The following is a 25230-nucleotide window of genomic DNA, read 5'->3' as shown; positions in this document are numbered from 1 at the left end:
CGGTGAGCCACGACCGGGGCATCGCTTAGGCTCTGCCCCAGCCACCGCATACCATGGCGCTCAGCGAAACTCGCTGCCCGGTTCGGCGGCGAACGGCGGCGGTTCAAGCAGAATCTCATCCGCCGTCGGCTGGCCGGTCATCACCACGTAGGCCACCGCCCACATCAAATTGATGAAACCGAAAGCGGGTATGACGCCCACGCAGCACGCCATTTCGCCTACGAAGCCGACGGCCATCATGATCAGCGCCAGCAACACGAGGTTCAGCTTGTTGCCGTGCGTCAAGGTGCTCGACATACGCAGCGATTCTAATCCACGCTGGTCTCGATCGACTACCAAATAGAGGTATTGGCTGAACATCAAGGCCGCGACGATGCCTGGAATCAGGCAAAACATCTCGCCTACGGCCACCGCTAAAACGAACGCAAATCGGGCCAGAACCGCCTGGGGCCAAAATCGCCCTCCTGAAAAGAGATCGCTCAGCTCCGCCGTTTGGCCCCGTGCGATCTTGAGCATGAAAATAGCGAGGCCGGTTTGCAGCCAAGTGTCAAACAAGAAGAGCAACACCTGGAGCAGGAAAAGAGCGCCAAACAGCAATAATGGCGGTGGCTGTTGGCCTCTTTGTCCCATCACCAGCATGACCATGGGAAACCCTACGCCGGCCAGGGGCAAAAAGCATGCATAGAAAATCGCTGACGCGCCCAGAATCATGCCGAACTGGGACTTGAAAATCCCCCACGTCCGAGCGAAAACATCGCCGGCATCGATGCGAGTCGGCTGAAAGACGTTCGCGCTGGACGGATGCGAATGCCAGGCTGTCGACGGAGGCGAGTGGTAAGGGTCTTCGGCATCCGCCGGCGCAGGTTGAGAGGGCGACGCAGGGCCTGGGCCGAAAGGGCTTTCGGGCTGAGGACCGTCGGCCGGCACCGGTTGCACGGCCCCGCAATTCGGGCAGCGAGCGTGCTTGCCCGCCGCGTCGTCGGCCACCCGCAACAGCTTGCCGCACTGGGAACAACGAAATTCAATTGCCATCAGGACCGCTCGCCGTCAAAAACGCTCGCCGCGGCCGCGAACGTGCGACCGCGTGAGGAATAGCATGGCGGCAGCCGGCCCGCTTTTCCAGGGGCGGCGACGTTTTTGTGATGGGCGCTCGCCTGTGAACCTGTTTGACCGCCAACTGCACCGACACCCATGCGTTCAAGGCACGTTGACGGCTTGCCCGTCGTGCCGGTTAAACAGGTTCGCAAGCGTCTTGAGGTCGATCGTGTTCTGGATCACACGCACGCTTCCATCGGCACACAATACCATGTCTGCGCCAAAACAGGCGACGCCGCGGCGGTCAGAGCGAGAATCAAGCAAGCGAAGGCGGCTGTGGCGGATCGGCTCTGGATAAACATGGCGTACCTCGATGGTCTAACGCAAGGGCGAGTGATGACGGTCATCAGGCTATCGCGCCGAATGCCTGCGGGCAAGTGACGTGTCGGCCCCAGGCGAACCCGACTGGTGGAGCGGCTCCCTTGCGTGTTACAATCCTTGCGGAGTCAAAAGAGCCATGTCGATCCAACCTTCACGCCGTCTTTTCAGCGTCGCCGAATACGACCAGATGGTCGAGACCGGCATTCTGCGCGAGGACGATCGCCTTGAATTGATCGAAGGAGAAATCGTCGCCATGAGCCCAATCGGCAGTCCTCACGCGGCCTGCGTGCGCCGGCTCACCCGCGTGCTGCCCAGACTGCTTGGCGATCGCACCCAGTTGAGCGTCCAATGCCCCGTCGTCATTCCCGACTGGTCGGAGCCCAACCCGGACGTGGCCCTGCTCGTTCCGCGCGACGATGACTACGTCGACGCCCATCCGTTGCCGCGGCAAGTGCAGGTGCTGATCGAGGTGGCCGACAGCTCGCTGGCTTACGATACTCAGGTCAAGGCGCCGCTGTATGCCAAGGCGGGCATTCGCGAGCTGTGGATCGTCGACCTCAAGGCCAAACGCGTTGTCGTATATACCAGACCGCGCTCTGGGCGCTACAGCGTCATGCGTGTCCACGGTGTGCGCGATCGTTTCACCAGCCCACGCTTCGCAGGCGCCGAGTTCGCGGTGCGCGAGCTACTACCGTGAATGGCCTTATCCGAAGTATCCGTGCCAGTGATGTGAGAGCGATTGAAGCCCAAACCGTCATCGCTTCTGTCTTCCCCGTCCGTGCCCATCCGTAGTTGCTTTGATCGCGTCCTCTGCCGCGATCCGGCCGTCGTGCAGCGCGGAGGCGACCAGGGCGGCGTCGCAGCCGGCATCGGCCAGCAGGCGAAGATCGTCGAGAGAACGGACGCCGCCGCCGGACGTGATCTCCAGCGCGGGAAACTCCCTGCGCAATCGGCGGCAGAGATCGAGCGTGCCAACGCCGCCATCGACGCCGACGCGGGCCAGATCGAGCACGATCATACGCTGAATGCCCATGCCGACTGCTTCCTCGGCGATCTTCTCGGCAGGCAGCTTGCGCCACTGCCGACAGCCGACAATCGGCCGACCGCGGCGAAGGTCGAGGCTGAACACGAGCCGGGTCGCCCCCACCAAGGCGACACTCTCCGCGAGAAGCCCGGAATCGACGAGCGACTCCAAACCTACGATCAATGTATCGAGACACCGACCACCATGCCGATAGCCCATCATTTTTGTTAGTGCGGGCGGTCCGGCAGCACCGGCGTCACCCCAAAGCTTCATGCCGCAGCCGATTAGCGCTCCGTACGAGGTCCAGTCGGGTTCCGCGCCGCCGATCGCGTCTAAATCGGCGACATAAACTTCGCAGAACCCCAACCGCCGAAAAGCATCGCCGACGGCCTTCGGCGACGAACCCTCGCACAGCCGGCTCTGAATCGGCCGGTACTGATCGCGCTTCCCGCCGACCCCGCGCACCACCTCTCCCCGCATCAGGTCAATGACTGGAATGACGCGCATCGATTTTAGATTTCCGATTCATCCAAGTCGTAAGGTGGGGCCAGCGAGCTTGCGAGCGCCGGCCCACCATCGGCCTGCGTAAAATCGACGGCTCGGAGGCGGTTAAGTTATGCGAGTTTTGTTCCGAATTGGAGAGCGTGTTTGCCACCGGCTATCGGTACAACGGCAGGTGCCGATAGTAAACTTCCAGCGTCATGATGGCCATGGCCGTGACGTACAGCCGGCCGCCCTTTCGGGCCTGCCCGCCGTCGAAGTACCAGCTTCCCGACTCGTGCCCCTCGGTGGCCTGCGTGGCCACCAGAAAGTCGCGCATCCGCTCGTTCCAGACGTGCCACCGCTCGCCGCCGTTGTGGTGCATGACCTGCGTGGCGTAATAGTTGTAATAAATGTTGGCGTGCTCACCCAGCAGCGACGGACCTTCTTGCGCCAGATAGCCGGTCCCCTTTTGCAAGGCCGGGCGCTCCACCGGCCAACCGGTGTACATCCGGCAGAGCAGGCCCACCGCGCTGATGGTCAACTCTTTGCCTTCCTTCAACCGCGGCAGATAGCTGTAACGGGCGCCGTTCTCCACCTGCACCGTGTCGAGAAAATGGCTGGCCCGCTCGATCGTTTCATAGGGCACCCGCAGATAGGCCATCTGCCCGCTCTTCAGCGCCATGATCTGCCAGCCGCTCACCGTGGTGTCGCCGGGCATGCGCGGCTCGTAGCGCCAACCGCCGGTGCGTGGGTCTTGCGCGCCGACGATGAAGTCGATCGCCTTTTGGGCGAACGGCTGCAGCGTCGGGTCGCGCGTCATGGCGTAGGCTTCGCACAGGGCGATCGCGGCGATGCCGTGCGAGTACATCGTGCCGCCGCTTTCGCCCCGCAGGTCGCCGCCCAGCTCGCCGATGCGCATTTGGCCGGTCAGATAGTAGATGCCCCGCTTGACGGTCTCCTGATATTCGCCTTCGAAGTGCGTTTCGCCCCGGCCCAAAAAGGCCAACAGGGCCAGCCCCGTGGCGCCGGTGGTCGAGACTTCGCTGCCCGGATCGCGGCAGTGGCCCTGGCACGGACCTTGTTTGAGGTCGAAACACCAACCGCCGCTGGGAAGCTGATGGGCCTGCAACCACCGCAGGCCGCGCGAGACGGCGTCTTCGCTCTCCGGGCTGCCGCCACCCTCGCGGGTCAGACGAGCACGGGCGGCTTTGCCCCGGCCGGCCAACGCGCCGCTGACGTCGGCGTCGCCTCCATAGTCTTCGCCGCTGCCGAGCACGCCGGCCGAATAAGGCACCAGGGCCTGAGTGGCATCGACCCGCACCGCGCGGCGCTCGGTCGAGGTTTCCAGCGGCGTCACGTCGGTGGTTTGGGCGTCGGCCGCGATGCTTCGATCCAGATCGCCGGCCGTTTGCTCCAGCGTGCTCGCCGCGGCCTCGCTCACCGGTTCGTCCTGGCCGGTTTCAGCCACAAACTCGTTGGCGCTCAACGCCTCCTCGTTGGAGGCCAGGTCGGCGAGCGAGGCGGTGAGCGCCATCGACGTTCCGGCGTTTCGTGGAATGAACCAGAGTCCGAGCAGGATGACCAGCAGCGCGTGCAACACCAGGCTGATCAGGCTACTCGATGCCTGCCGCCAGAAGCGATGGACCTGCTCGGTGGCCCACAGGGGGACGACCGTTTCCGGACCATCGGGCGACGACATGCCGGGCAGCGGCTGCGGCTGAACGGACAAGGGTGGTGGAGATGTGGCTGTAGGCTGGCCCCCGATTTTGCTCAGGCTGTTCGCCACGACCGACTGTCCGGCCGCAAAGGTGGATGGGGGCGGCATGAGGTTTGGTCCTGTAGGGTGGGACCAGCGAGCTTGCGAGCGCCGGCCCACCATCGGTAGGCGTCAGGCATCAGGCGTCAGGCGTCAGGTTGTTTGTCCTGACGCCTGACGCCTGAAACCTGACGCCTCAAATCTTATTCGAAGTCGTCTTCCGAGCTCTTCTGCGTATAGATCGGCATGTAACGATAGTAGATTTCCAGCGTCATGGTGGCCAGGGCGGTGCAATAAAGCCGCCCGCCCTGCTCGAAGCCGTGATCGGCGCCGGTGAACATCCAACTTCCGGTCTCGTGCTTCGCCATCGCCTGCGAAGCCACCAAAGAATCGCGCATCTTGGTGTTCCAGCCGGTCCAGATATCGCCGTCGGGGCCATCGTACTGATGGAGCACCTGCGTGGCGTAATAGCTGAAGTACATGTTGCCGGTTTGGGGACCGATACCGGCGAGGTATTTCACGCCCTTTTCCAGCTCCGGCTTTTCGTGCGGCCAGCCCATGTACATCCGGCAGAGCAAGCCGATGGCCGTGGTCGCCGGCCCGTTGCCGGGCTTGTTGTAGCCATAAAACGTGCCCCCGTCGGCCTGCACCGAATCGAGAAACTTCATGGCGCCCGGGATACACTTGCGTTTATCGACTTCCAGGAAGCCGAGATAGCCGCTCTTCAGGGCCATGATTTGCCAGCCCGCGACCGACGTGTCGCCCGCCTCGCGCGGCTGATAGCGCCAGCCGCCCCCGACCGGATCCTGGGCATACATGATGAAGTTCAACGAGGCCTGCGCCGGGGGGGCAAGCTGCTTGTCTTGCGTCATGGCGTAGGCTTCGCACAGCGCGATGCTGGCGATGCCATGACCATACATCGCTCCCGAGTCGACCATGGCGCCGCCGTTGGCCGTGACCTTCATGTTGCTGGCCAACCAATAAAGGCCAAGGCGGACGTTGTCCTTGAACTTGCCCTGTTTGTGCGTGTGTCCCGCGCCCAGAAACGGCAACAGCGCCAGCCCGGTGGCCGCGAATCGGGCGTCGGCCTTGGTGCCCGGATGCGTACACTGCCCCTGGCACTTGCCGACGGTATGGTCGAAACTCCAGCTTCCGTCGGGCAGTTGATGCTCTGCCAGCCACTTGAGCGCGCGGGCCACGGCGGCCTCGCTGGCGTCGGTGGCACCGCTGGCCCGCTTCGAGTCCGCCGTGCCGCCACGGCCGGCCAAGGCGCCTTTGCCCGTGCCGCCGGAACCCACCGAAAGGTCTTTCAGCAGGTCGCCCGCCGGCGCGGTGGGAATGCCCACCGGCGAGATCGCCACCTCGGTCGGCGCCGGAGTGTCGGCCACTTCGGTGGGCACAATCTCCGAGGTGGTCACCACGTCGACGGTCGTCGCCAGGTCGTTGACGTCGGTGTCGAGCGACTCCGGCTGGCTGATGTCGGCGACCTCCTCCACGGAGTCGCTCGATTCCGAGACCTTGGCGACCAGCGCTTGCAGGGTCTCTTTCTTTTTTTCGGGCATCAGCATCAGCCCGAAAATCAACAGGATGACCATGTGTACGATGGCGCTGATCATCCAGGCCGGCACGAGCGTGATCATTTTCAGCGTGCCGACTCTTTCGAGTTCTTCCAGCTCCTCGCGGGTCGAACTGGCGGTTTTCGCGTCACGCGGCGCCTTGCCGGCCACTTTGGCCTTGCCGGCGGCTTGTTTTGCCGCGGGCACCTTGTCGCCTGCCGCGGGCACCTTGTCGCCTGCCGCGGGCACCTTGCCCGCGGGCTTGCTTGGCGCGGCTGCCTTCTTCAAGCCCGGCGATTTCGTGTCGGCAGCAGGCGATTTGGCGGCCGGTTTTGCGGCGGCCTTGTTTGCCCCGGCGGTAGTGCTCGTTTTTGCGGCGGGTTTGTCGCCCGTGTCGGTATTGAGACCCTTGCCGTTGGTCGCCGGCTTTTTCGGCGGCACGCCGGCGGCGGGCCTGGCCTTGGGGGCCGGCTCGGCCGATGGAAGATCGATCTTGCTGCCAGGCGACGAATCGGTTGCCATGACCACTGGCTCCGCACAGGGCGAGGTGGGCTGAAATGCCGTAAGGACTTTAGCCTACTGGATTTTACGATCGGTTCAAGCAGGCTCGCGCAGACTTGGACCACTCTCGCAGTATAGCAAGCCACGGCCTCCCTGTCGCCGGTCTGCTGGCCATTTTCTACCGCAGATCCGCCGCCAACCGCACGCCCACGTTCCCGCCGAGGTAGTCGGCACGCGGACCCTGATAGTCGTTCGGCAATTCCACCGAAGTATAGGCCGGCTGCGGATTCTTGATCGTGTCCCATGCCGATAAGCCGTAAAACTTGCCGTCGTCACACCATTCCCAAACGTTGCCCAGGGAATCAAACAATCCGAACAGGTTCGGCTTTTTGATGCCCACCGGCTGAAGCTTCTCCGGCGAGTTCTCGAGACACCAGCAATAATCCTCCAAATCGCCCGCGTAGGTGTTGGGCTTTCCGCAGGCATGCACGAATTCTTCCCGCGTCGGCAGCCGGAACTGATAGCGACGGCCGGCCGGCGACCCGTTCAGCCGCTGGCACAGCGTCCGGCAGCCGGTGAACGAGATCCGCACTTTCGGCAAATCGCGCGATTCGGCCTTGTCGCCCATCGTCACCGCCCATTGAGGTTCGGTCAGCTCGGTCTGGGCCAACCAAAACGGCTTGATCGTCTCGTCGCTCGTGCCGGGTATCTTTGCCAGCCGCAACGTCACGCCTGGCGCCAACAGCAGCTCGGCCAGATTGTCGTCGCCGGCGCCGCGAGCGGCGGCGGCGACGGCCGGTTCTTCGCCGGAAAGCTTCGGGCGTCGTGCGGCCCGCGTCCGCCGCAGACCGCTCAGACCCGCGGCCGACCGGCTATACCAATAAATCGCGCGTGCGCGAAACGCCGCGCGGTGCTTTTCGTTCTCAAAGCTATCGGCCAGTTGCCACCAGGCGTCGGCGATGGCGACCTCCTTTTCGGGACCGCCGGGACGCTCGGCATCGGCGGCGGCCGCGGCGCGCAGCTCGGGATCGTCGGCTTGGGCCAGGTGAACCAGCGCCTCGCTCCACTTGTCTCCGCAGGCAAGCTGTACGCCGACGATGCGATGGGCCTCGCCGTCGGCGGGGTCGCTCTTGAGAATCGCTTCGGCTTTGGCCAAATCAGCGGTTTGGGCTTTGTTTTCGCGGCGCCGCGCCTCGGCCTTCGTCCGCTTGGCCGTCAGCTCTTTGCGCAGCTTCGCGTCGCGCAGTTTGACGGCGATCGCTTCGCCCGCCTTGGCCGCCTGCTCGACGATGTCGAACCGCTCGGCGTCAACCGCCTGGTCGATCAATTCCAACACGCGGTTGACGAGCGTCGTTCGCGCATCGGTGTTCTTGGCCGTCTTGCTGGCCGCCTCGATGACTTTCACTTTTCCGGCCAGCGCATCATAGTCGAAATGCCGCCCAAGCCGGTCCTGCGCTTCCAGAGCCAGTTTGACGTGGCCGCCTTCCGTCGCCGCCTCGGCGATCACCAACAGCAGACCCGCCTGTCGCACGTCGTCGTCGCGGATGGCGTCGGCGGCGTCGAGAAAGGTTTTCAGCGCAGGAACGTGGGCCGCCTTCAGCTCGCTATAGTAACGATCGCGGGCGGCGATCTTGGCGGCGTCGAGCTTCGTTTTTTCGGGCAGCGGCTTCTTGGCCCAGGCCGGGCTGACGATGAGAACCGCGGAGATCAGAACGAGGGCAATCCGCATGGCGTGCATCCCCCAGAACGCGCTGTCTTGAAATTTCCGCCACCCTATAACGGCGGCGGCCTGGATGCAAGCATCTCCGCTGAAGTTTTCCGAATCCGCGAGGGTCCAGGGTACGCCCCGGCCCCTGGCCGCCCCTGCCGCTTCCGATTACTGTGGCCCTCAGCAAATGCCCCTCGCCAAGAAAGGACGACACCGTGATCTACCGCCCCCTCCTGTTGCTTCTCACCGTCTGCCAGCTTTGCCTCCCTATCGAGGCCCAGGGCGACGACCGTCCCAACGTGCTCGTCATTCTGGCCGACGATCTCGGCCTGGGCGATACCTCGGCCTTCGGCACCAAAGACATCCGCACGCCGAACATCGACCGCATCTTTCGCGAGGGGATGACCTGCGACAGCTTTTATGCCAATAGCTGCGTCTGTTCGCCCACCCGAGCGGCGCTGCTCAGCGGCTGCTATCCCGATCGCGTCGGCGTGCCGGGCGTCATTCGCGACGTGCCCGCCGACTCGTGGGGGCGGCTCAGTCCGCACGCCGTCCTGCTGCCGCGGCTGCTGAAACCGCGGGGATACCAAACGGCCATCGTGGGCAAGTGGCACCTGGGCTATGAGCGGCCCGACCGTCCCAACGACCACGGCTTCGATTTCTTTCACGGCTTCCTGGGCGACATGATGGACGACTATCGCACGCACCTGCGTCACGGCCACAACTTCATGCGCCGCAACGACGAGACCATCTCGCCCGCAGGACACGCCACCGATCTGTTCACCCGGTGGGCCTGCGAGTATCTGGCGGAGCGGGCCGAAGCGAAGCAGCCGTTCTTCCTCTATCTGGCCTTCAACGCGCCGCACGGTCCCATCCAGCCGCCCGACGAATGGCTGCAGAAAGTCAAGCTTCGCGAACCGCAGATGCCTGAGAAACGGCAACGGCTGGTGGCCTTGATCGAGCATCTCGACGCCGGCATTGGCCGCGTGCTCGACACGCTCGAAAAGACCGGGCAGGCCAAGAACACGCTCGTGCTGTTCACGTCCGACAACGGCGGCCTGTTGGAAGAGGGGGCCAACAACGGCCCTTGGCGCAGCGGCAAGACGCACATGTACGAAGGCGGCCTGCGCGTGCCCTGCGCCGCTCGCTGGCCCGGCCGCATCGCGCCGGGCACGAACACCAACCGCACGTATTTGACGATGGACGTCTTTCCAACCGTGCTCGAAGCCGCGGGCGCTTCGCCGCCGGCGGGCATCGACGGCGCGAGCTTCTTATCGGAGCTGCTGGGCAAGCCGGCCGCGGCCGGTCCTCGCGACTATTACTTCGTGCGCCGCGAAGGAGGGTTGGCTTACGGCGGCAAGACGATCGAAGCCTATCGGCACGGTGATTGGAAGCTGCTGCAAGACAGCCCCTTCGCGCCGCTGGAACTGTATAATCTGGTCAGGGATCCGCGCGAGACGACGAACGTCGCCAAGACCGAGCGGAAGATGCTGGCCGAGTTGTCGGCCGAGTTGCGGCGGCAGATCCAGCGTGGCGGTCAGATTCCCTGGCAGGCAAGCGAGCGATGAATCAGGAGCACCAAAGGATGGCGGTGAATCGGGAACAGCAGATCAAGGACGCCGAGGAGTTGCTCGGCGACGGCGCCGAACGGACTGGTTTCGCCAAAGGGCTGTACTTCGGCCGGCATCTCGGCCGCAAGCTTCTGCCCTATCCCGATCTGACGGCCCACCGCGAGACCAACGAGCTGGTCGAGCGCGTGCGGCAGTTCTGCCTGGCGGAGATCGATCCGGTGGCCATCGACCGCGACGCCAAGATCCCCGACTCGGTCGTGAGCGGACTCGGCAAGCTGGGCGTGCTGGGTGCCTGCCTGCCCAAACGCTGCGGCGGACTTGAGCTGAGTCAGACTTCCTATTGCCGCGTGCTGGAAGTGCTGGGCGGCCACTGCGCCAGCACCGCGCTGTTCGTCAATGCCCACCACTCGATTGGACCTCGGGCGCTGGTGCTGTTCGGCACGGCCGAGCAGCAAGAGCGGTGGCTGCCGAAGCTGGCCTCCGGCGAATGGCTCAGCGCCTTCGCGCTCACCGAACCGGAGGCCGGCAGCGATGCGGCCAACGTGCAGACCAAGGCCACGCCCGCGCCCGACGGCAAAGGCTACCTCATCAACGGGCAAAAACGCTGGATCACCAACGGCTCGCTGGCCAAGGTGCTGACGTTGATGGCCCGCACGCCGGTCGCCGGCAGCAGCGAGACGAAGATCACCGCCTTCATCGTCACGCCCGACATGCCGGGCTTCGAAGTGGTCGAGGCCCGCATGTCAAAGTGCGGGGTGCGCGGCACCGCCACCTCGCGATTGGCCTTCCACGACATGTTTGTGCCGCGGGAAAACGTTTTGGGGCAGCTTGGCAAGGGCCTGCGCGTGGCGTTGACGGTGCTCGACTTCGGCCGCACGACGTTCGGGGCAAGCTGCACGGGAGCGGCCAAGTTCTGCCTGGCCCGCGCCGCCCAGCACGCCTCCACCCGCGTGCAGTTCGGCGAAACGATCGGCAGCTTCGAGATGGTCAAGGAGAAGCTGGCCTACATGCGGGCCGGCGCCTTCGCCATGGAAGCGGCAACTTATCAGACGGCCGCCTTGATCGACTCCGGCGCCGAAGACTACATGCTCGAAACGGCCATGCTCAAGGTCTTCGCCACCGAAGTGCTGTGGAAGATCGTCAACGACACTTTCCAGATTTTCGGCGGCAAAGCCTACTTCACCGACGAGCCTTACGAGCGGCTGCTGCGCGATCATCGCATCAACATGATCGGCGAAGGGGCCAACGACGTGCTGCGGGCATTCATCGTCGGGCTGTTCGGCATGCGCGACGTGGGTCTGGAGCTGAAGGGCGTGCTCGACGCGGTGATGAACCCCTTTGGCCAGTTCGGCAACCTGAGCAGAATTGGCGGCTTTGCCTCGCGTCGGCTGGGCGCCCTGTTCGGCCCGCCCAGGGTGGAGGTGAGAGCGGGCCTTTTGGAGGACGACGCGGCGAACCTGGCCAAGCTGATCGGCGTATTCGGCTCGAACGTCGAGCGGCTGCTGCGGCGCCACCAGGAATCGGTGTTCGATCGGCAGTACCAGCTTGGCCGCATCGCCGACGCGGCCATCGAGTTGTACGTTTCGAGCTGCGTCTTGAACCGGCTGGACCGTCTGCTCGGCGACACGCACGCGGCCGAGCCGAGCCACGACCTGCAGATTGGGCGCTATTATCTTCGCACTGCCGCGCGTCGCATTCGCCGCAACCTGGCCGACTTGTGGGACAACGACGACCAAGAAACGAGCCGCGTCGCCAACCTGGCGCTTCGTTGAGAGCCGCTCGCCTTGGCGAGCGGGAGGCGTGAGCCTCCCGGTAGTACCATTGATTGTTGACGCGTTGGCGGACCACCGGCCTGTTCAGCAACAGCACCTACCGGCACGCTACGCGTGCCGCTCGCCTGGGCGAGCGGCTGGTCTTGCGCGCTCGCCGGGCAAGTCGCCGGCAGGGCACGACAAAGCGATTTCCGCAACGACTGCGAACCTTTCTTCTGTCTCCGTGTCACCCATCGCATGCGACCGAAGCCCGAGCCAGGGCCTCGTGACGCTTTCATTCACCATCGCTGCAAAGGAAAAAACGTGCTCGCCACATCGCGCCGATTGCCGCAGCGAATCGCGCTGACCATGCCACCGCGCGTGGGTTAGCCGCGACTCGCTCGGCAACGCGGTAACGTCATCGCCGTTGCGAAAGCTGGAGCTGCATGGTTGCGGCATATCCGGCGACGGCGGTGGTAGGTCCCTATTTCTTGCCCGAGGTTGCGCTTCTCTGCGCCGCATGCTGCCTTGGCACGCGCGGCCGGCACCACGTGCAATCTCCTGCGCACGGTTGCTTCTATGTTTCGTTCCTCCACCCGCGATACGCGGCACGTTTCGCTTGCGCGCGTGCTTCATGCGCGGCTCTACGTGAACGGCGAAGGCCGTGTCTTCGCCGTTCGCGGACGCGTTGCGCACGACAAGCTGAAACAGGCGCTTGCGCGCCTCGACCGCTGCCCGGCCCTCGCCAAAACGCCGACCCCGCGCGATCTCGGCGTCCCCGGCTGCGACGGCGAGTTAAGCCAGCATCTGCTGCATTGTATTGGCCGCGCACTGAACCGCTGGCATAAGGACCTCTCGGCAGAAACGCGGCGAAAGCCGGCGAAACGGCGCCCCGCCACGACGCTGGCCCGGGAGCAAACAGAAATCGAAAGGCTTGCTTCTCGGCTGAAGACCCTACGGCACTGGCTTGCGGAGCTTGCCGGCGGCAGGGGAGCCGGCGGCAGCGCCCTTCTTTCTCGATTCCGTTGCCGAAGCGTCGCTGGAGGCCGCCTTGGCAAACGCAGAACGCGAGCACCCGCTGACGCCGCTCATCGCCTGGCAGGCGCGAGTGGTTTGCTGGCTCTCGGGGGATTGTGCCACGCGACGCTTTTTGTCGGCGTCGACACGCCTGCTGGCCGCATATCCCAACGCTTCCTGCCAAGGGCAGGTCCGCGGCTTTCAGCAGGCGGTGATGGTATGGAAACGGCGCAGCGAGCAGGAGCGAATCCCCAACCTCCTCAAGGAGGTCTCCCTGCACATCCAGCGACTTCCTCCCGATACCGTCCGCAAAGGTAACTTCTCCGCACGCCTCCGCGGCCGCACCTTCCAGGAGCACTGCGACCTGTTGCTGAGGCGCTGCTCGCAACTGTTGGCTGAGACGCAGCGACAGCGCTGGCAGATCGTCCCCGCCGCCTTGGCGGCATTAGCCGCCGCCGACGGCAGCGCGACCGCACTGCCCCACCGATGCTTTAGCAGAGCGGTCGAAAAAGAAGATTTCGCGCTGCTCTTGCGGACCGCCCAAGAACTCGCCGACCAGATTGGCGAGCGCGGATACGACGCGCTGCTCGCCGCCGTCGATCAATTGCCTGGGTCGCCCGACGAAATTGACTTCGGTCAACTTCGCCAGTTGCTGGCACGAGGCAACTCACTGGCCGACTCTGCCTGGGCCTGCGAGCAGCGATTACTGTACAGCCTCGTGTATTCGTGTCTGAACATTCCCGCTGTCCGGCGTCTCAGTGAGGCCTTTACGCAGCGCGGCTGGCCGTTGAGCAGCGATGAACTGACACCGCTGGTGGGTCGCATTCAAAGCAAGAAAGACCTTGAGCCTGTGCATGCCTGGCTGGCATGGCTGGGTTCCGTATCGGCGCGCGCGCTCACGCCCAGGATGCGAAAAGTCCTCAGCGCCACGTTTTACGACCGGTATCTGCCGAGCGTCCAGCAGCATGGTTGGTTCGAGCAGCTTGCTCCCTGCCTGGCAGCCGCCCGCCGCCCGAAAGGTCCCGACGATTTCCGGCCTTTGCTCGACCGAATCGCCGTGTATCAACAGCTCGCCGGGCGAAAAGACGCGCTCCCCAAGTCGCTTCGCAAACTGCTGGGCGTTCACGAACGCTGGCAGCGCGAACGCGAGGTCTTGCGCGCCCGCCGGGCAGCCGGCGCACTCGACGCCGCCGGGCAAGCACGATTGCAGCACCTTGAAAACGATCCCGGCGCATCGCCGGATGCCGCCAAGATCCGCCGGGCTGCCGAAGAGGCATTCTTGTTGTTGGGAATCGAGAGCCTGAGCGCCGTGATGCGCAAACTCGCTCTCGCCACATGCCGGACGCATCTGGGCGGCCTGGTCGCGCTCATCTCGCCCGATCATTACTGGGACTTCGCTCTTTGGATTGACGCCATGAGCGAGGCGGAGCGCGATCGCCTGCGCGAGGTGATTGCGGCCCACGACTGCCATGGCCGCGACTACAAGCGCCATCTCGCCGAAAACCACGACTGGCTGGGCCAGGCGCTTGTTCGCGGCGTCGATCTCGGTCAGTGGCTGGCGGCCGAGCCGGATTGGGTTGTGATTGGTGGTCGAACGATGGAGATCGCGTTGATCAGCGACCTGCGCCACGTTTTCCTGATGGGAGCCTATTTCCAGACGTGTTTGAGTCTCGGCGATTGCAATGAAATGTCGGTGCTCGCCAATGCCTACGATGCCAACAAGCAGGTGGTCTTCATGTTCACCGACGACGATGCGGGTCGAAGACGCGTCGTTGCCCGGCAACTGATTGCTGTCAGCAGTGAGTTCAAGCTGCTGCGATACCGCTGTTACGTGAACTCTCGTTGCGCCGACAAAGTGAATCGCCAGGAAGTCGAAACCGCGATGGCGTTGTACTGTGGGCGGCTGGCCGCACAATGCTGCCTGGAGCTGGCGGACCAGGGATCTCCGGAAGCGATCGGCGATCACTTCTGGTACGACGACGGAGAACGCGGGTGGCCCGCCGCTGCGCGAGCGGCTTGGGCGGAAAGGTCGAGAGCGATGGGGGAAATGGCTCTTGCGAGTTGCTGATCGCCAAGTTGGTACTCACGGCTTCTTTCAACTCCGCGTCGATACGTCGTCGGCGGGTTCGCTCCTCGCCGGACAGCGAGAACCATCTCGTCGGCCGCTGCCGGTGACATTGCCGACTTCGAGAAACGGTTCTAAACTCGCACGAAATCGATGAAACCCTGATCGACGTTGCCACCCAGCCTTTTGCCAGTGGCGCGCAAGCGGTCGTTTGACCTGAAGCGAAGCAAGACACCCGCCTTTAGAGCCCTCCCGGCGCGGGTCAGGCACGCGCTCAAAACTTCCACGCAACAACTTGTACAACGGGTCTGCGGACAAATGCTTGCGGCCCTTCCTGGGCGGGCGTAGAATCGTGGCGGGCATGGCGACTCCTTTCGCCGAAATCAAGACTACGGTCATCCGAAACCGCTGGCCATTTTGGCCGAGCGACGACTAGACCGTCGCCAGAAATGACGTCGCCCCTGCGTAATACCCGCCACCGTCGATCGCGGCTTGAAAGCGAGCCTCTTTCGCCCTTGCTGGAGTACCAGCATTGGTTTTGGCTGATACGGGTTTGCTGGGTGGTTTGCTATCGCTGTATCACTGATAGCTAAAGGAAGCGGCCGGTTACGTACAGGAGCCTTCTTCGGCCGCGCGCTCGCGCGCCGGCACCTGGCCGGCCATGCGAGCATGAGGCCGAAGCCGGAACTGAAGACACGCTGGCCGGCGACGGCTGCCGGCGACACCCCTTCGGCTGCGAACTGGCGAGTTCGCCAGACAGGCGAGTGCAGGAGCAGCAGGGCTGACGGCGGGCCGTCGCGTGGCCGCCGCCTGCGAGCCAGCCTGTTGTATGCCGCCCTGCCGGCGCTATGATGGGGGCATGTTCATGGTGCTACGGATCGACCGCCTGCGGTTCCTCCTCTGCTGCAACGAAGGCGCGGAGCCAGCGCACGTTCACATCACGGGCGAGCCAGGAGAGGCGAAATACTGGCTCGATCCCATCGGCCTAGCCAGCAACTACGGTTTTGAGGTGCCAGAACTGCAACAGATCGAGCGGATCCTTGTGGCAAACCACGATCGGCTCATGCAAGCATGGGGAAAGTATCTGGGTGGCGCGTGAGCGTCCCGGCTGCCGTCATATGATGGCGGGCATGGCAGCGTGGGAAGCAGGGGCACGACGGCTCGCCGCCAGCGCGTCGGCTTGTTTTATGCCGCCCCGCCTACGCTATGATGGCGGGCATGGAACGGAACCCGTTACAACGCGGATGAAAGCAGCCATCACGCTGGCAGTCGCACGGCGCCGGTGATTTTGGCGACGACGGAGGGCATGTCACCGGTACCCAGTTCGTGCTCCCAAAACCTTAAGACCTTCCAGCCGCCGCGCTTTAGCAGCTCGGCTTGGCGCTGGTCGCGGGTGATCGTTTCGGCGATTTTCTCCTGCCACCTTTTACGGCCATGCTGGCGTGCCTAAGAATTGAGCAGTCGGGCCGCGCGGGGTCCAACGCGGCACCTCGGCGCACGGCTTTTGCAAATTTGCAATAGCCGGTCAAACACGGCGTTTTTTAGCATCTCGTACCTAATTGGAGGGGGCAATCCGCGCGACTGCCTAATCTGTACGCATGCGGCTAATTTTGTGCATATATATTAGCCCGGATTATTCATGGCCCCACGAATTCCAGCGCAGACTGGGCGCATACCAACCCGAAGCGCAAGCGAGGTAAGTCGGTTGCCCTTCCTCGCTTGCGCTTCGGGTTAGTGTGGGGCCATGAATAATCCGGGTTAGGCAACCGTGGATAAAGATGAGGGATGAGAGACGGGGGACCGGAATCAGCCAAGCGGTGGACGAGCGCATCGCGAGAGCGATGCAAGCCAATGGCCGTGCAAGATGAGTGATGAGCCATCAGGGATGAACCGCGCTCAAAGGACGGATGAGTAGAGTAGGCGGGGAGGCTGGCCTCCCCGCCTACTCTACTCAGGATCCGCGGCCGAAAGGTTCCATCACGGCGGAGCGTGATGCCTACGATACGTGCCCAAGCCAGTCGGCGAGTAAAGTGCGAGAAGGCAGGACCGGACCACCGCGGAACGCCCCTCAACGCGGAACTCGCGACTTTATTTAGGCCATCCCTCATCCCTCATCCCGCATCCCCTCGTCGGAGCTATGAGATGATGAAATCCCTCGGGTTTTTCTCGTTTGTGCAAATTTGCACAAACGAGGATCGCTCTGTGGGGAACGCCCTCCGTGGCGTTCCGCGGAGCGGGGTCGGCGCCAAGCTCGCACGACCTCGGAACGCCACGGAGGGCGTTGCATACAGAGCCGCCAGATGGTTCCGCGCTTGTACAAGCCGGCATCGACGTTTTCGCGCGTCGGCCTAAGCCGCTGGCCCCTGCCAACTTAGATGGCCCAGGCGGCGCGATTGATTTTTGTTTTTCACAAGCAAATCAGCGCCCAGCCCCCAACACCCCCGAACCCGGGAGAACGCGGCTTTCGCCAGGACGATCTCGAAAAACTCGCCCGGTTCATGACCGGCACGCCGATTCGCGGCGTGGTGTTCATCGAAGCCGAGGCACTGATGCGGCTGGTCAACGAAAGTATTGGCAAGCGGCGCGAGTTCCGCCTGGCCGACGTCGATCGGCTTCTGTTCGGCAACAAGATCATCGTCTAGCAATTCCGACTGACGCCCGCTGGACACGATTTGCGGAGCGATTCTAGGGGAAGGTATAATTCTCGTTCGTCCGTGGTCCGTTGTTAGTGGTTAGTCATCTTCCAACCCCCCATCCCCCGCCACCGCATGAGCCTACCGCGCATCGCCCTCCTCGTTTCCTGGCTGCTCGGCTTCGCTGCTCAAGCCTTCGCTCAACTACCGGCCGAACAAGAACGGAAGACACTCGTCGTGCCGGACGGTTTCGACGTATCGCTCTTCGCCTGCGAGCCGATGATCACGAACCCCTCGGCCATCGACGTCGATACGCAGGGCCGCGTGTGGGTGGCCGAGATCCAGTGGTATCGGTCGAAGGCCAAAGAGCCGCCGGCCGACAAGATCAAGGTGCTCGAAGACACCGACGGCGACGGCCGAGCAGACAAAATGACCGTGTTCGCCGAAGGCGTGTTTGCCCCCATGAGCATCTGCGTGGCCGGCGATAAGGTGTATGTGGCCACCAGCCCGGACCTGTGGGTCTATGAAGACAAGAACGGCGACCTGCTGGCCGACGGCGCGCCCCAAAAACTGCTGACCGGCTTCGGCGGCAAGAACAGCGACCACGGCGCCCACAGCCTCGTGCTCGGCCCCGACCACAAATGGTGGATGAGCCACGGCGACACCGGCTTCAAGGTCACCGGCAGCGACGGCTCGCACATCGAGTTTCGCTGGGGAGCGATGCTCCGCGGCGAACTCGACGGCAGCCGGCTTGAAACGGTGGCCGTCAACTTCCGCAACCCTTACGAGATTTGCGTCAGCTCGTTCGGTGAGCCGTATTGCAGCGACAACGACAACGACGGCAACTTCAGCGCCCGAATTTGCTGGATCATGGAAGGGGGCAATTACGGCTGGTTTGGCGGTCCGCCCGCCAAGGTGCCGCCGGGCACGCCTTTCGGCGAACATTGGCACTTCCGCGGACACATTCCCGGCTTCGTGCCGGCCACGATCGTCACCGGCTTCGGCTCGCCCAGCGGCATCTGCTATTACGAAGGCGATGCCTTTGGCCCCGACTACAAGAACGCCCCGTTGCACACCGATCCCGGCCCGCGCGAGGTCCGCATTTATCGTCACGAGAAGTCCGGGTACGGCATGAAAGGCGCCAGCCGCGTGTTCGTCTCGAACCAGGGCGACAATTACTTCCGGCCCGACGATGTATGCACCGCGCCCGACGGTAGCCTTTACGTTTCCGACTGGTACGACGGCGGCGTGGGCGGGCACGCCTACAACGACCCCGACCGCGGCCGCATCTTTTTGCTGCGGCCCCACGGCAAGAAACTGTCTCGCACCGGCAAGCCGGGGCCGTATCAGACCGTGGCCGACGCCATCGAAGGACTGCAGAATCCGAATCTGGCCACGCAGTATCTGGCCCGCGAGCGGTTGCTGAAGGGCGGCGGCGAAAGCATTGCGGCGCTCAAGGCGCTGCTCAAAGACGCCGGGCCGAATCATCGCGCTCGGGCGATGTGGGTGCTCGATCGCATGGGCGGCGATGGCCGGCGCGCGGTCGTGGACGAACTCAAGAGCATCGACGCTGCCATGCGGGCCCTGGCGGTCAGAATTCTCCGCCGGCACGGTGCCGAGCAAGCCGATGCGATCTTGGCGATGGCCGGCGATGCCTCGCCCGAAGTGCGACGCGAAGTGCTCTTGGCGCTGCCGAAACTTTCGGGAACGAAGGCCCAGCACGTGCTCATCGAACTGGCGTCGGCTTACGCCGGCAGCGACCGATATCAGCTTGAAGCGATCAACATTGCGGTCGGCGATCGAAAGGCCGAGCTGTATGCCGCCTTGGAATCGGCCGGTAAGGTCTCGCTGAATAATCTGGCGCTATTACAGGTGCTCGATCCGAAGAAGGCGGCCGACTTTGCCACCCGGAGCCTGGCCGCCTCGAATCTCGATGAGGCCGCCCGAACGGCCTTGCTCAAGCAGCTTGGCGGCAGCGCATCGGCGGAAGCGGGCGCGGCCGTGCTCAAGCTCGTGGTTGACGAGAAGGCGAGCGCCGATCTGCGAAACCTGGCTCTGAGCCTGCTCGGTTCAAACCTGTCGGGCATCTGGAAAGACCTCAAAGAGAAGCCGGAACTGGCCGCCATTTTGCGAGAACTGCTGGCCAAAAACGACCGGCGGCTCGCCGCGCTGCGATTGATCGGCGACAACCAGCTTGGGCAGGTCGGCGGCGAAGTGCTGGCTCTCGCCGCCGACGTGAAGGCCGACCAAGAAGTGCGGCAGAAGGCGATCGAAACGGCTGCCCGGCTTCATGCTCGCGGCACCGGGCAGGCGCTCGAAAAGCTGCTGGCCGATTCCGACGCGGTGGTGCGTCAGGCGGCGCTCTCGGCGCTCGTCGAGTTGCAAGACTGGAGTGCCGTCAAACGGGTGCTGAGCGACCGAGGCGTGGCCGATGACGTGAAGACCAAGGCGGTCGATCAATTGGTGTCGTCGGTCGGCGGCGCGCTGGTCGTTCTGCGCTGGATCGACGCCCAGTCGCTCTCGGCGCCGTTGCGCAAAGCGGCCATTGCCAAGGCCGCCAACCATCCTGATTCGAATGTGCGCGTGCTGTACGAGCGGTTCATTCCTGAAAGCCAGCGGCCGAAGCGATTGGGGGCCGCGATCAAGCCCGAAGAGATTCTGGCGATGCCCGGCGATGCCGCACGCGGGCGAGAGATCTTTTTTCATAGCTCGGCGGCCCAGTGCAAAAACTGCCACCGGGTTCATAACGTCGGCGCGGCCATCGGTCCCGACTTGAGCATGATCGGCAAGAAATACGAACGGGCCACGCTGCTGGAAACGATTCTCGATCCCTCCAAGGCGATCGCGCCCGAATACACGGCCTACCTGCTGGAAACGACGCGGGGCCAGGTGTATGCCGGCTTTCTGGTCGAAAAGGACGACAAGCGGGTCGTGCTCAAAGACGCGACGGGCAAGCTGATTGCGGTGGCCGCCGGCGACGTGGAGGCACTCGAAGCGCAGCGGAAATCGCTCATGCCCGAACTCGTGCTGCGCGACGTGACGGCGAAGGACGCGGCCGACTTGCTGGCGTATCTCACCTCGCTGACCAGCGGCGTGCAACCGGTGACGCGGTTTCGGCTGCTGGGGCCGTTCGCCAGCCCGGACAAGCGCGGGATCGACCGCGACTTCGGCCCCGAAAAGACGCTTGCCAAACCGGATTTGAACGCCGCCTACACCGGCGCCGCGAACAAGACGTGCCATTGGGACGCGGTCGAAGCCGACAACTCTCTGGGCTTCGTGGGCGTCGACCAAGTGAAGCTGGCACACCGGCTGGGCGTGCCGGCGGAAGGCGTGACGAATTATTTTCTGATCTTCGCCGACAGCGATGCGGACCAGCCGGCGAGGCTGCTTTTGGGCAGCGACGACAGCAGCAAGGTGTGGGTCAACGGCGAGCTGGTCCACGAATATCGGGGCGACCGGGCCCTCGGCCAGGCCGACGACCAGTTCTCAGTGCCCTTGATTGCCGGCCGCAACACGATTGTCATCAAGGTCGAAAACCACCAAGGCCCCGGTGGCGTGGCGCTGGCGGTCTCGGCGCCGAAGAACATCGAATTGAAGACGGAGTAGCGTTACTCTTGGCCCTGCCTTTGATCTGGCGGGAGCAAGGCGCGGAGGCGGGCATTTTCGGCTTCCAGAGCGGCCGAGCGATGCCGTTCGATCTCAGCGTCCTGTTCGGCTTTGGCCGCCGCCTGTTCGGCTTTGGCCGCCGCGCGTCCGGCTTTGGCGGTCGCACGTTTCGCCTCCGCGGCCTCGCGTCGCAAACGTTTGACTTGTTCCTGGTATTCCTCCCTGGTCGGCAAGCGAGTGCCGGTCGCTGGATCTACGACCCGCAGCAGGTGGGCATCGATCACCAGATCGAGGCCCAGCTCGGCGCTCGAAAGCCGGTCGGTTTGCTCCTGCGGCATGGGGACATATTGCCCGCCTTTGAGTTGAAAACCTTGCAACCGCGGCCGCAGATACTCGCCCACGGGATCGAACAGCAGATACTCTTTCACACCCAGGCTGGCATAAATCGCCGGCTTTTCGAATTGATCTTCGCCCTTGGTCGAGGCCGAGGTGACCTCGATAATCACGGCGGGAACGACGCCTTCTTCCCACGTGCGGAACGAACGGCGCAGGTGCGTTCCCCGCACGCCTTTGCTCACCATCACATCCGGCCCGCGGACCGCCGAGGGATTGCCTTCCTCATAGTAGAGCAGCATATCGGCCGCCACGTGAACGCCCTTCGGGAGAAACCACTGTCGCAAGACGCCGTAGAGGTGAGTGATGGCCAGGAGGTGATACTCGGTTTCGGCCATCGGTTTGCCGTCGGAGTCGGGATAGAGCGGGTCGCGGGTCGTGCCCGGCAGCGGGCGAAGCGAAATCGACATGGCAAAGGTCCCTCGGAAATCTGCGTTTCCCCCATTGTATCACTGCGTCGCTTACGATGTGGGGTGGGACCAGCATCATTCAAGAACGGCACGAACTGCGTCCGCCGGCACGTCGCCGACCAGCTCGACATGACCGAGCCGCGAGGGAAGCACGAACCGCAATCGGCCATGCTCCACCTTCTTGTCGTGCGACATGGCCCGCAGCACTCGTTCCGGATCGAGTTGCCTCGGCGCCTCGATCGGCAAACCAAGCGACTCCAGCAACCGCCGCTGCCGCTCGGTGACATCCGTGCCAACCCGGCCCAGCCGCTCGGCCAGCCGCGAGGCACAGAGCATGCCGATCGACACCGCCTCGCCGTGCAGAAGCTGCGAATAGCCTGTCAGCGTCTCGAAGGCGTGGCAAAACGTGTGGCCGTAATTGAGCACCGCCCGCAGCCCCGTCTGTTCCCGCTCGTCCTGGCCGACGACCCAGGCCTTCAACTGGCAGCAGCGGGCAATCAGGTGCCGCAGGCAATCGTCGTCGCGGGCGTTCAATTGGGCCACGTGTGCTTCGAGCCAGCCGAAGAACTCGGCGTCGAGAATGACGCCGTACTTGACCACCTCGGCCAGACCGGCGCGATACTCGCGCATGGGCAGCGTGGCGAGCACTTCCGTGTCGATCAGTACCGCGATCGGCTGCCAAAAGGAGCCGACCATGTTCTTGGCTCCCGGCAAATTGACGCCCACCTTGCCGCCGACCGAGCTATCGACCTGGGCCAGCAGCGTGGTGGGAACCTGCACCAGCGGCAGCCCGCGGGCATAAGTGGCGGCCACAAACCCGGCCAGATCGCCGATGACTCCACCACCCACGGCTGCGACCACGGTCTTGCGGTCGGCGTCGAGATCGAGAAGCTTCTCCCAAAGCTCCTGGGCGGTTTCGACCGACTTGCTCGTTTCGCCCGACTCGATGACGACCAGATCGACGGCCACGCGCTGTTCGGCCAACGCCGCGGCGACGGCGGCGGCCTGAGGCTCTTCGACGTGTTCGTCGGTGATCACGACGACGTGCGTCGCACCGCGTTGGACCAGCAGCGTGGCAGCCTGCGTCAGGTTGCCGGTGCCGATTTCGATGGTATAGCTGCGCTCGCCGAGAGGAACGAAGACGCGGGAAGGAGCGGGCAAGGGATTGGGGGTTTGGGGGCTGGGGGCTGGAGGTTGGTGGAAATTGCATCCCGGCGCGCCGGAGCAAATTGCAAATTGCAAATTGCCTGACGCCTGATGCCTATTTGCCGACGCGCTCAAGATCGGCGGGCGTGACGGTAATCTGCCGGCAAAAGCCGGTGTGCAGCCGCAAATAGTCCATTTCGGCGGCCGCTTGCGGCTCGGCGTGCAGCCGGGCGGCGACGCGCTGGCGATCGGCCTCTTCCCAGTCGTCGTAGTCGTCGGGCCAGATGGTTTGCGTCTCGACGACCAAGGCTTCGCGGTAAGGATCAAAGGCATTCGGCATGGCGTAGGTTTTCAAGTCGAGGTTACAGGTATTAGGCTGTAGGTTATAGATTACGGTATGAGTTATCCGTTACAAGGCCTGAAAGTGCTCGACCTGTCGCGCGTGCTCGCCGGACCGGTCTGCACGCAGCTTCTGGCCGATCTGGGGGCCGACGTCGTCAAGGTCGAACGGCCAGGTGCGGGCGACGACACGCGCCAGTGGGGTCCGCCCTTCGTGCCCGGCGGCGGGCCAAGCGGCTATTTTGTTTCCTGCAACCGCGGCAAGCGGTCGCTGGCACTCGATCTGGCTCATCCGGCCGGCCGCGAAGTGGTCGACGAGCTGATCCGCAAGGCCGATGTGCTGGTCGAGAATTTTTTGCCCGATTCGCTCCAACGGTTGGGCCTTCAGCCCGAGCGGCTGAAGCAGCTCAACCCCAACCTGGTCGCCTGTTCGATCTCTGGTTACGGCCGCACGGGGGAAATGGCTGGGGTTCCGGGCTACGACCTGATGATGCAGGCCAGCGGCGGCATCATGTCGATCACCGGCGAGCCGGACGGCATGCCCATGAAGGTCGGCGTGGCCATCACCGACGTGATCACCGGCCTCTACGCCGCGGCCAGCGTGTTGGCTGGACTTTACGGGCGTGGCCAGGGCGGGCCGGGCACGATGTTCGACCTCGCTTTGGCCGACTGCACGCTGGCCAGCCTGGTGAACGTCGCCCAAGGATCGTTGCTCGCGGGCCAGCGGCCGCGGCGTTGGGGAAACGCCCATCCGCAGATCGTGCCTTACGAAGCCTTCGCCACGGCCGACGGGCACCTGGTGCTGGCCGTGGGCGCCGACCGGCAATGGAAACGGTTCTGCCAGGCGGTTGGCCGCGGTGAATTGGCGGCCGACGCCCGTTTCGCCACGAATCCCGCGCGCGTCGAGAACCGCGACGTCCTCATCCCGCAGTTGCAGCAACTCTTTGCCCAGCGGACAACCGCCGAGTGGCAGACGCTGCTGAGCGCGGCCGAAGTGCCCCATTCGCCGGTGCTGGCGCTGGACGAAATTTTCCAGTCGCCCCAGGTGGCCGCTCGCCGGATGGTGCTCGACACGGTCGATTCCGCGGGACGCGGTTATCGCCTGCTGGGCGGAGCGGTCCATTGGCAAGACGAGCCGGTGCCTCGGGCCCCAGCCGTGCCCGACCTTGGCGAGCACACCGACGAAGTGTTGGCTGATTGGCTCGGTTATTCGCCGCAACGCATTGCCGAGCTGCACAAAACAGGCGGGATGGGGGGCGAGTAGAACGATGGATAGGGCGCAAACGGCCGGCCCCTCGCCTAAGCTGATCTCAGGTAAATACGCCTTGCTGGCCGTGGTCGCGATAGGCCTGGCGGGTGCCGCTGGTGGCTGGTGGTATCGGCAAAGTTTGCAGCGGCGCCCGCTGGAACTATGGGGGCGTGAGGCAGCGAGCCTCATGGTTCGGGCCCCCAACGTTGAGCTCTGCCGCTTGGAGGCCACAACCAATGGCGCGCTATCGAACGCGATCAAGGCAGACGGGCACGCCTATGAGCCATTGGACTGCGTCGACGCCGGCCGGATGCCGGGCTTCTTACACCTGCGGCACAGCCTGCTGAACGATTACAGCTTCGACTGGGCCGACGCGGCGAGCGGCGAGCACGACTGGGGCTATCTCATCCGCTTTCGCGACGACGCCAAAACGGCCACGCTCCTCATCTCACGCGACTTCGGTTACGCCTTGCTTGTCGAGACAGGGGCGAAAGCGTGCGTCAGGCCCGTTGGCCCTGGAATTGAACAGGTTCTCGGCGACAGGTCGAGAGCAAGCGGCTTTTGAGCATCCCGGAGAAATTCTGATGCTTGCGGTTACCCCGGACG

17 protein-coding genes are annotated in these 25230 nt (G+C 64.0%); 9 read left to right on the top strand and 8 right to left on the bottom strand.

Annotation, left to right across the window (positions count from 1 at the left end):
- Window positions 1-60: 60 nt before the first annotated feature.
- Window positions 61-1032: a hypothetical protein gene (locus tag VNH11_22105; protein ID HVA49072.1), complete on the bottom strand. Its 972-nt coding sequence runs from the start codon at window positions 1030-1032 to the stop codon at window positions 61-63.
- 520 nt (window positions 1033-1552) lie between these two features.
- Between VNH11_22105 and VNH11_22100 the strand changes: the two genes are divergently transcribed.
- Window positions 1553-2113 (top strand): Uma2 family endonuclease, encoded by a 561-nt coding sequence (locus tag VNH11_22100; protein ID HVA49071.1) that lies wholly within the window; start codon window positions 1553-1555, stop codon window positions 2111-2113.
- A gap of 57 nt (window positions 2114-2170) precedes the next feature.
- Here VNH11_22100 and VNH11_22095 read toward each other — a convergent pair whose 3' ends face one another.
- The 4 genes from VNH11_22095 to VNH11_22080 all read right to left on the bottom strand — a co-directional run bounded on the left by VNH11_22095 (window position 2171) and on the right by VNH11_22080 (window position 8465).
- Window positions 2171-2947, bottom strand: a complete 777-nt coding sequence (locus tag VNH11_22095; protein HVA49070.1) for a HisA/HisF-related TIM barrel protein — start codon at window positions 2945-2947, stop codon at window positions 2171-2173.
- Window positions 2948-3098: 151 nt separating this feature from the next.
- On the bottom strand, window positions 3099-4748 hold the full coding sequence (locus VNH11_22090) for a prenyltransferase/squalene oxidase repeat-containing protein (protein ID HVA49069.1): 1650 nt from the start codon (window positions 4746-4748) through the stop codon (window positions 3099-3101).
- Window positions 4749-4882: 134 nt separating this feature from the next.
- A complete protein-coding gene (locus VNH11_22085) occupies window positions 4883-6757 on the bottom strand; it encodes a prenyltransferase/squalene oxidase repeat-containing protein (GenBank protein ID HVA49068.1) in 1875 nt (624 codons plus the stop codon).
- A gap of 157 nt (window positions 6758-6914) precedes the next feature.
- The gene (locus VNH11_22080; protein ID HVA49067.1) at window positions 6915-8465 is read right to left on the bottom strand and encodes an SUMF1/EgtB/PvdO family nonheme iron enzyme; all 1551 of its coding nucleotides are present in this window, start codon (window positions 8463-8465) and stop codon (window positions 6915-6917) included.
- Window positions 8466-8659: 194 nt separating this feature from the next.
- On the opposite strand from VNH11_22080, the gene VNH11_22075 reads away from it, so the two are divergent.
- The 6 genes from VNH11_22075 to VNH11_22050 all read left to right on the top strand — a co-directional run bounded on the left by VNH11_22075 (window position 8660) and on the right by VNH11_22050 (window position 21087).
- Window positions 8660-10012, top strand: coding sequence for a sulfatase-like hydrolase/transferase (locus VNH11_22075; protein HVA49066.1), 1353 nt, complete (start codon window positions 8660-8662; stop codon window positions 10010-10012).
- A 17-nt stretch (window positions 10013-10029) separates the two neighbouring features.
- Entirely contained in the window at window positions 10030-11787 is a 1758-nt protein-coding gene (locus tag VNH11_22070; GenBank protein HVA49065.1) for an acyl-CoA dehydrogenase family protein, read from the top strand.
- Window positions 11788-12817: 1030 nt separating this feature from the next.
- Window positions 12818-14851, top strand: coding sequence for a hypothetical protein (locus VNH11_22065; GenBank protein ID HVA49064.1), 2034 nt, complete (start codon window positions 12818-12820; stop codon window positions 14849-14851).
- 856 nt (window positions 14852-15707) lie between these two features.
- On the top strand, window positions 15708-15947 hold the full coding sequence (locus VNH11_22060; protein HVA49063.1) for a DUF4160 domain-containing protein: 240 nt from the start codon (window positions 15708-15710) through the stop codon (window positions 15945-15947).
- 1294 nt (window positions 15948-17241) lie between these two features.
- Window positions 17242-17490: a hypothetical protein gene (locus VNH11_22055; GenBank protein ID HVA49062.1), complete on the top strand. Its 249-nt coding sequence runs from the start codon at window positions 17242-17244 to the stop codon at window positions 17488-17490.
- A gap of 126 nt (window positions 17491-17616) precedes the next feature.
- Entirely contained in the window at window positions 17617-21087 is a 3471-nt protein-coding gene (locus VNH11_22050) for a PVC-type heme-binding CxxCH protein (protein ID HVA49061.1), read from the top strand.
- Between the two features lie 2 nt (window positions 21088-21089).
- Here the strand turns inward: VNH11_22050 and VNH11_22045 are convergent, their stop codons facing one another.
- The 3 genes from VNH11_22045 to VNH11_22035 form a co-directional block, all read right to left on the bottom strand.
- Window positions 21090-21890 (bottom strand): Uma2 family endonuclease, encoded by an 801-nt coding sequence (locus VNH11_22045; protein ID HVA49060.1) that lies wholly within the window; start codon window positions 21888-21890, stop codon window positions 21090-21092.
- A 75-nt stretch (window positions 21891-21965) separates the two neighbouring features.
- The gene (gene aroB, locus VNH11_22040) at window positions 21966-23051 is read right to left on the bottom strand and encodes a 3-dehydroquinate synthase (GenBank protein ID HVA49059.1); all 1086 of its coding nucleotides are present in this window, start codon (window positions 23049-23051) and stop codon (window positions 21966-21968) included.
- Between the two features lie 100 nt (window positions 23052-23151).
- The gene (locus tag VNH11_22035; GenBank protein ID HVA49058.1) at window positions 23152-23391 is read right to left on the bottom strand and encodes a hypothetical protein; all 240 of its coding nucleotides are present in this window, start codon (window positions 23389-23391) and stop codon (window positions 23152-23154) included.
- A 42-nt stretch (window positions 23392-23433) separates the two neighbouring features.
- On the opposite strand from VNH11_22035, the gene VNH11_22030 reads away from it, so the two are divergent.
- Together VNH11_22030 and VNH11_22025 are read left to right on the top strand one after the other, a co-directional pair.
- Window positions 23434-24639: a CaiB/BaiF CoA-transferase family protein gene (locus VNH11_22030; protein ID HVA49057.1), complete on the top strand. Its 1206-nt coding sequence runs from the start codon at window positions 23434-23436 to the stop codon at window positions 24637-24639.
- Window positions 24640-24844: 205 nt separating this feature from the next.
- On the top strand, window positions 24845-25189 hold the full coding sequence (locus VNH11_22025) for a hypothetical protein (GenBank protein ID HVA49056.1): 345 nt from the start codon (window positions 24845-24847) through the stop codon (window positions 25187-25189).
- Window positions 25190-25230: the final 41 nt, after the last annotated feature.

The organism is Pirellulales bacterium, from assembly GCA_035533075.1.
Lineage (GTDB): Bacteria > Planctomycetota > Planctomycetia > Pirellulales > JAICIG01 > DASSFG01.
The sequence above is the reverse complement of the archived record's forward strand: the minus strand, read 5'-3'. Positions and strand labels throughout refer to the sequence as shown.

Coding starts and splice junctions, on each gene's coding strand:
- VNH11_22105 (HVA49072.1), bottom strand. CDS start 1,032: ATGGCAATTGAATTTCGTTGTTCCCAGTGCGGCAAGCTGTTGCGGGTG.
- VNH11_22100 (HVA49071.1), top strand. CDS start 1,553: ATGTCGATCCAACCTTCACGCCGTCTTTTCAGCGTCGCCGAATACGAC.
- VNH11_22095 (HVA49070.1), bottom strand. CDS start 2,947: ATGCGCGTCATTCCAGTCATTGACCTGATGCGGGGAGAGGTGGTGCGC.
- VNH11_22090 (HVA49069.1), bottom strand. CDS start 4,748: ATGCCGCCCCCATCCACCTTTGCGGCCGGACAGTCGGTCGTGGCGAAC.
- VNH11_22085 (HVA49068.1), bottom strand. CDS start 6,757: ATGGCAACCGATTCGTCGCCTGGCAGCAAGATCGATCTTCCATCGGCC.
- VNH11_22080 (HVA49067.1), bottom strand. CDS start 8,465: ATGCGGATTGCCCTCGTTCTGATCTCCGCGGTTCTCATCGTCAGCCCG.
- VNH11_22070 (HVA49065.1), top strand. CDS start 10,030: ATGGCGGTGAATCGGGAACAGCAGATCAAGGACGCCGAGGAGTTGCTC.
- VNH11_22060 (HVA49063.1), top strand. CDS start 15,708: ATGTTCATGGTGCTACGGATCGACCGCCTGCGGTTCCTCCTCTGCTGC.
- VNH11_22050 (HVA49061.1), top strand. CDS start 17,617: ATGAGCCTACCGCGCATCGCCCTCCTCGTTTCCTGGCTGCTCGGCTTC.
- VNH11_22045 (HVA49060.1), bottom strand. CDS start 21,890: ATGTCGATTTCGCTTCGCCCGCTGCCGGGCACGACCCGCGACCCGCTC.
- VNH11_22030 (HVA49057.1), top strand. CDS start 23,434: ATGAGTTATCCGTTACAAGGCCTGAAAGTGCTCGACCTGTCGCGCGTG.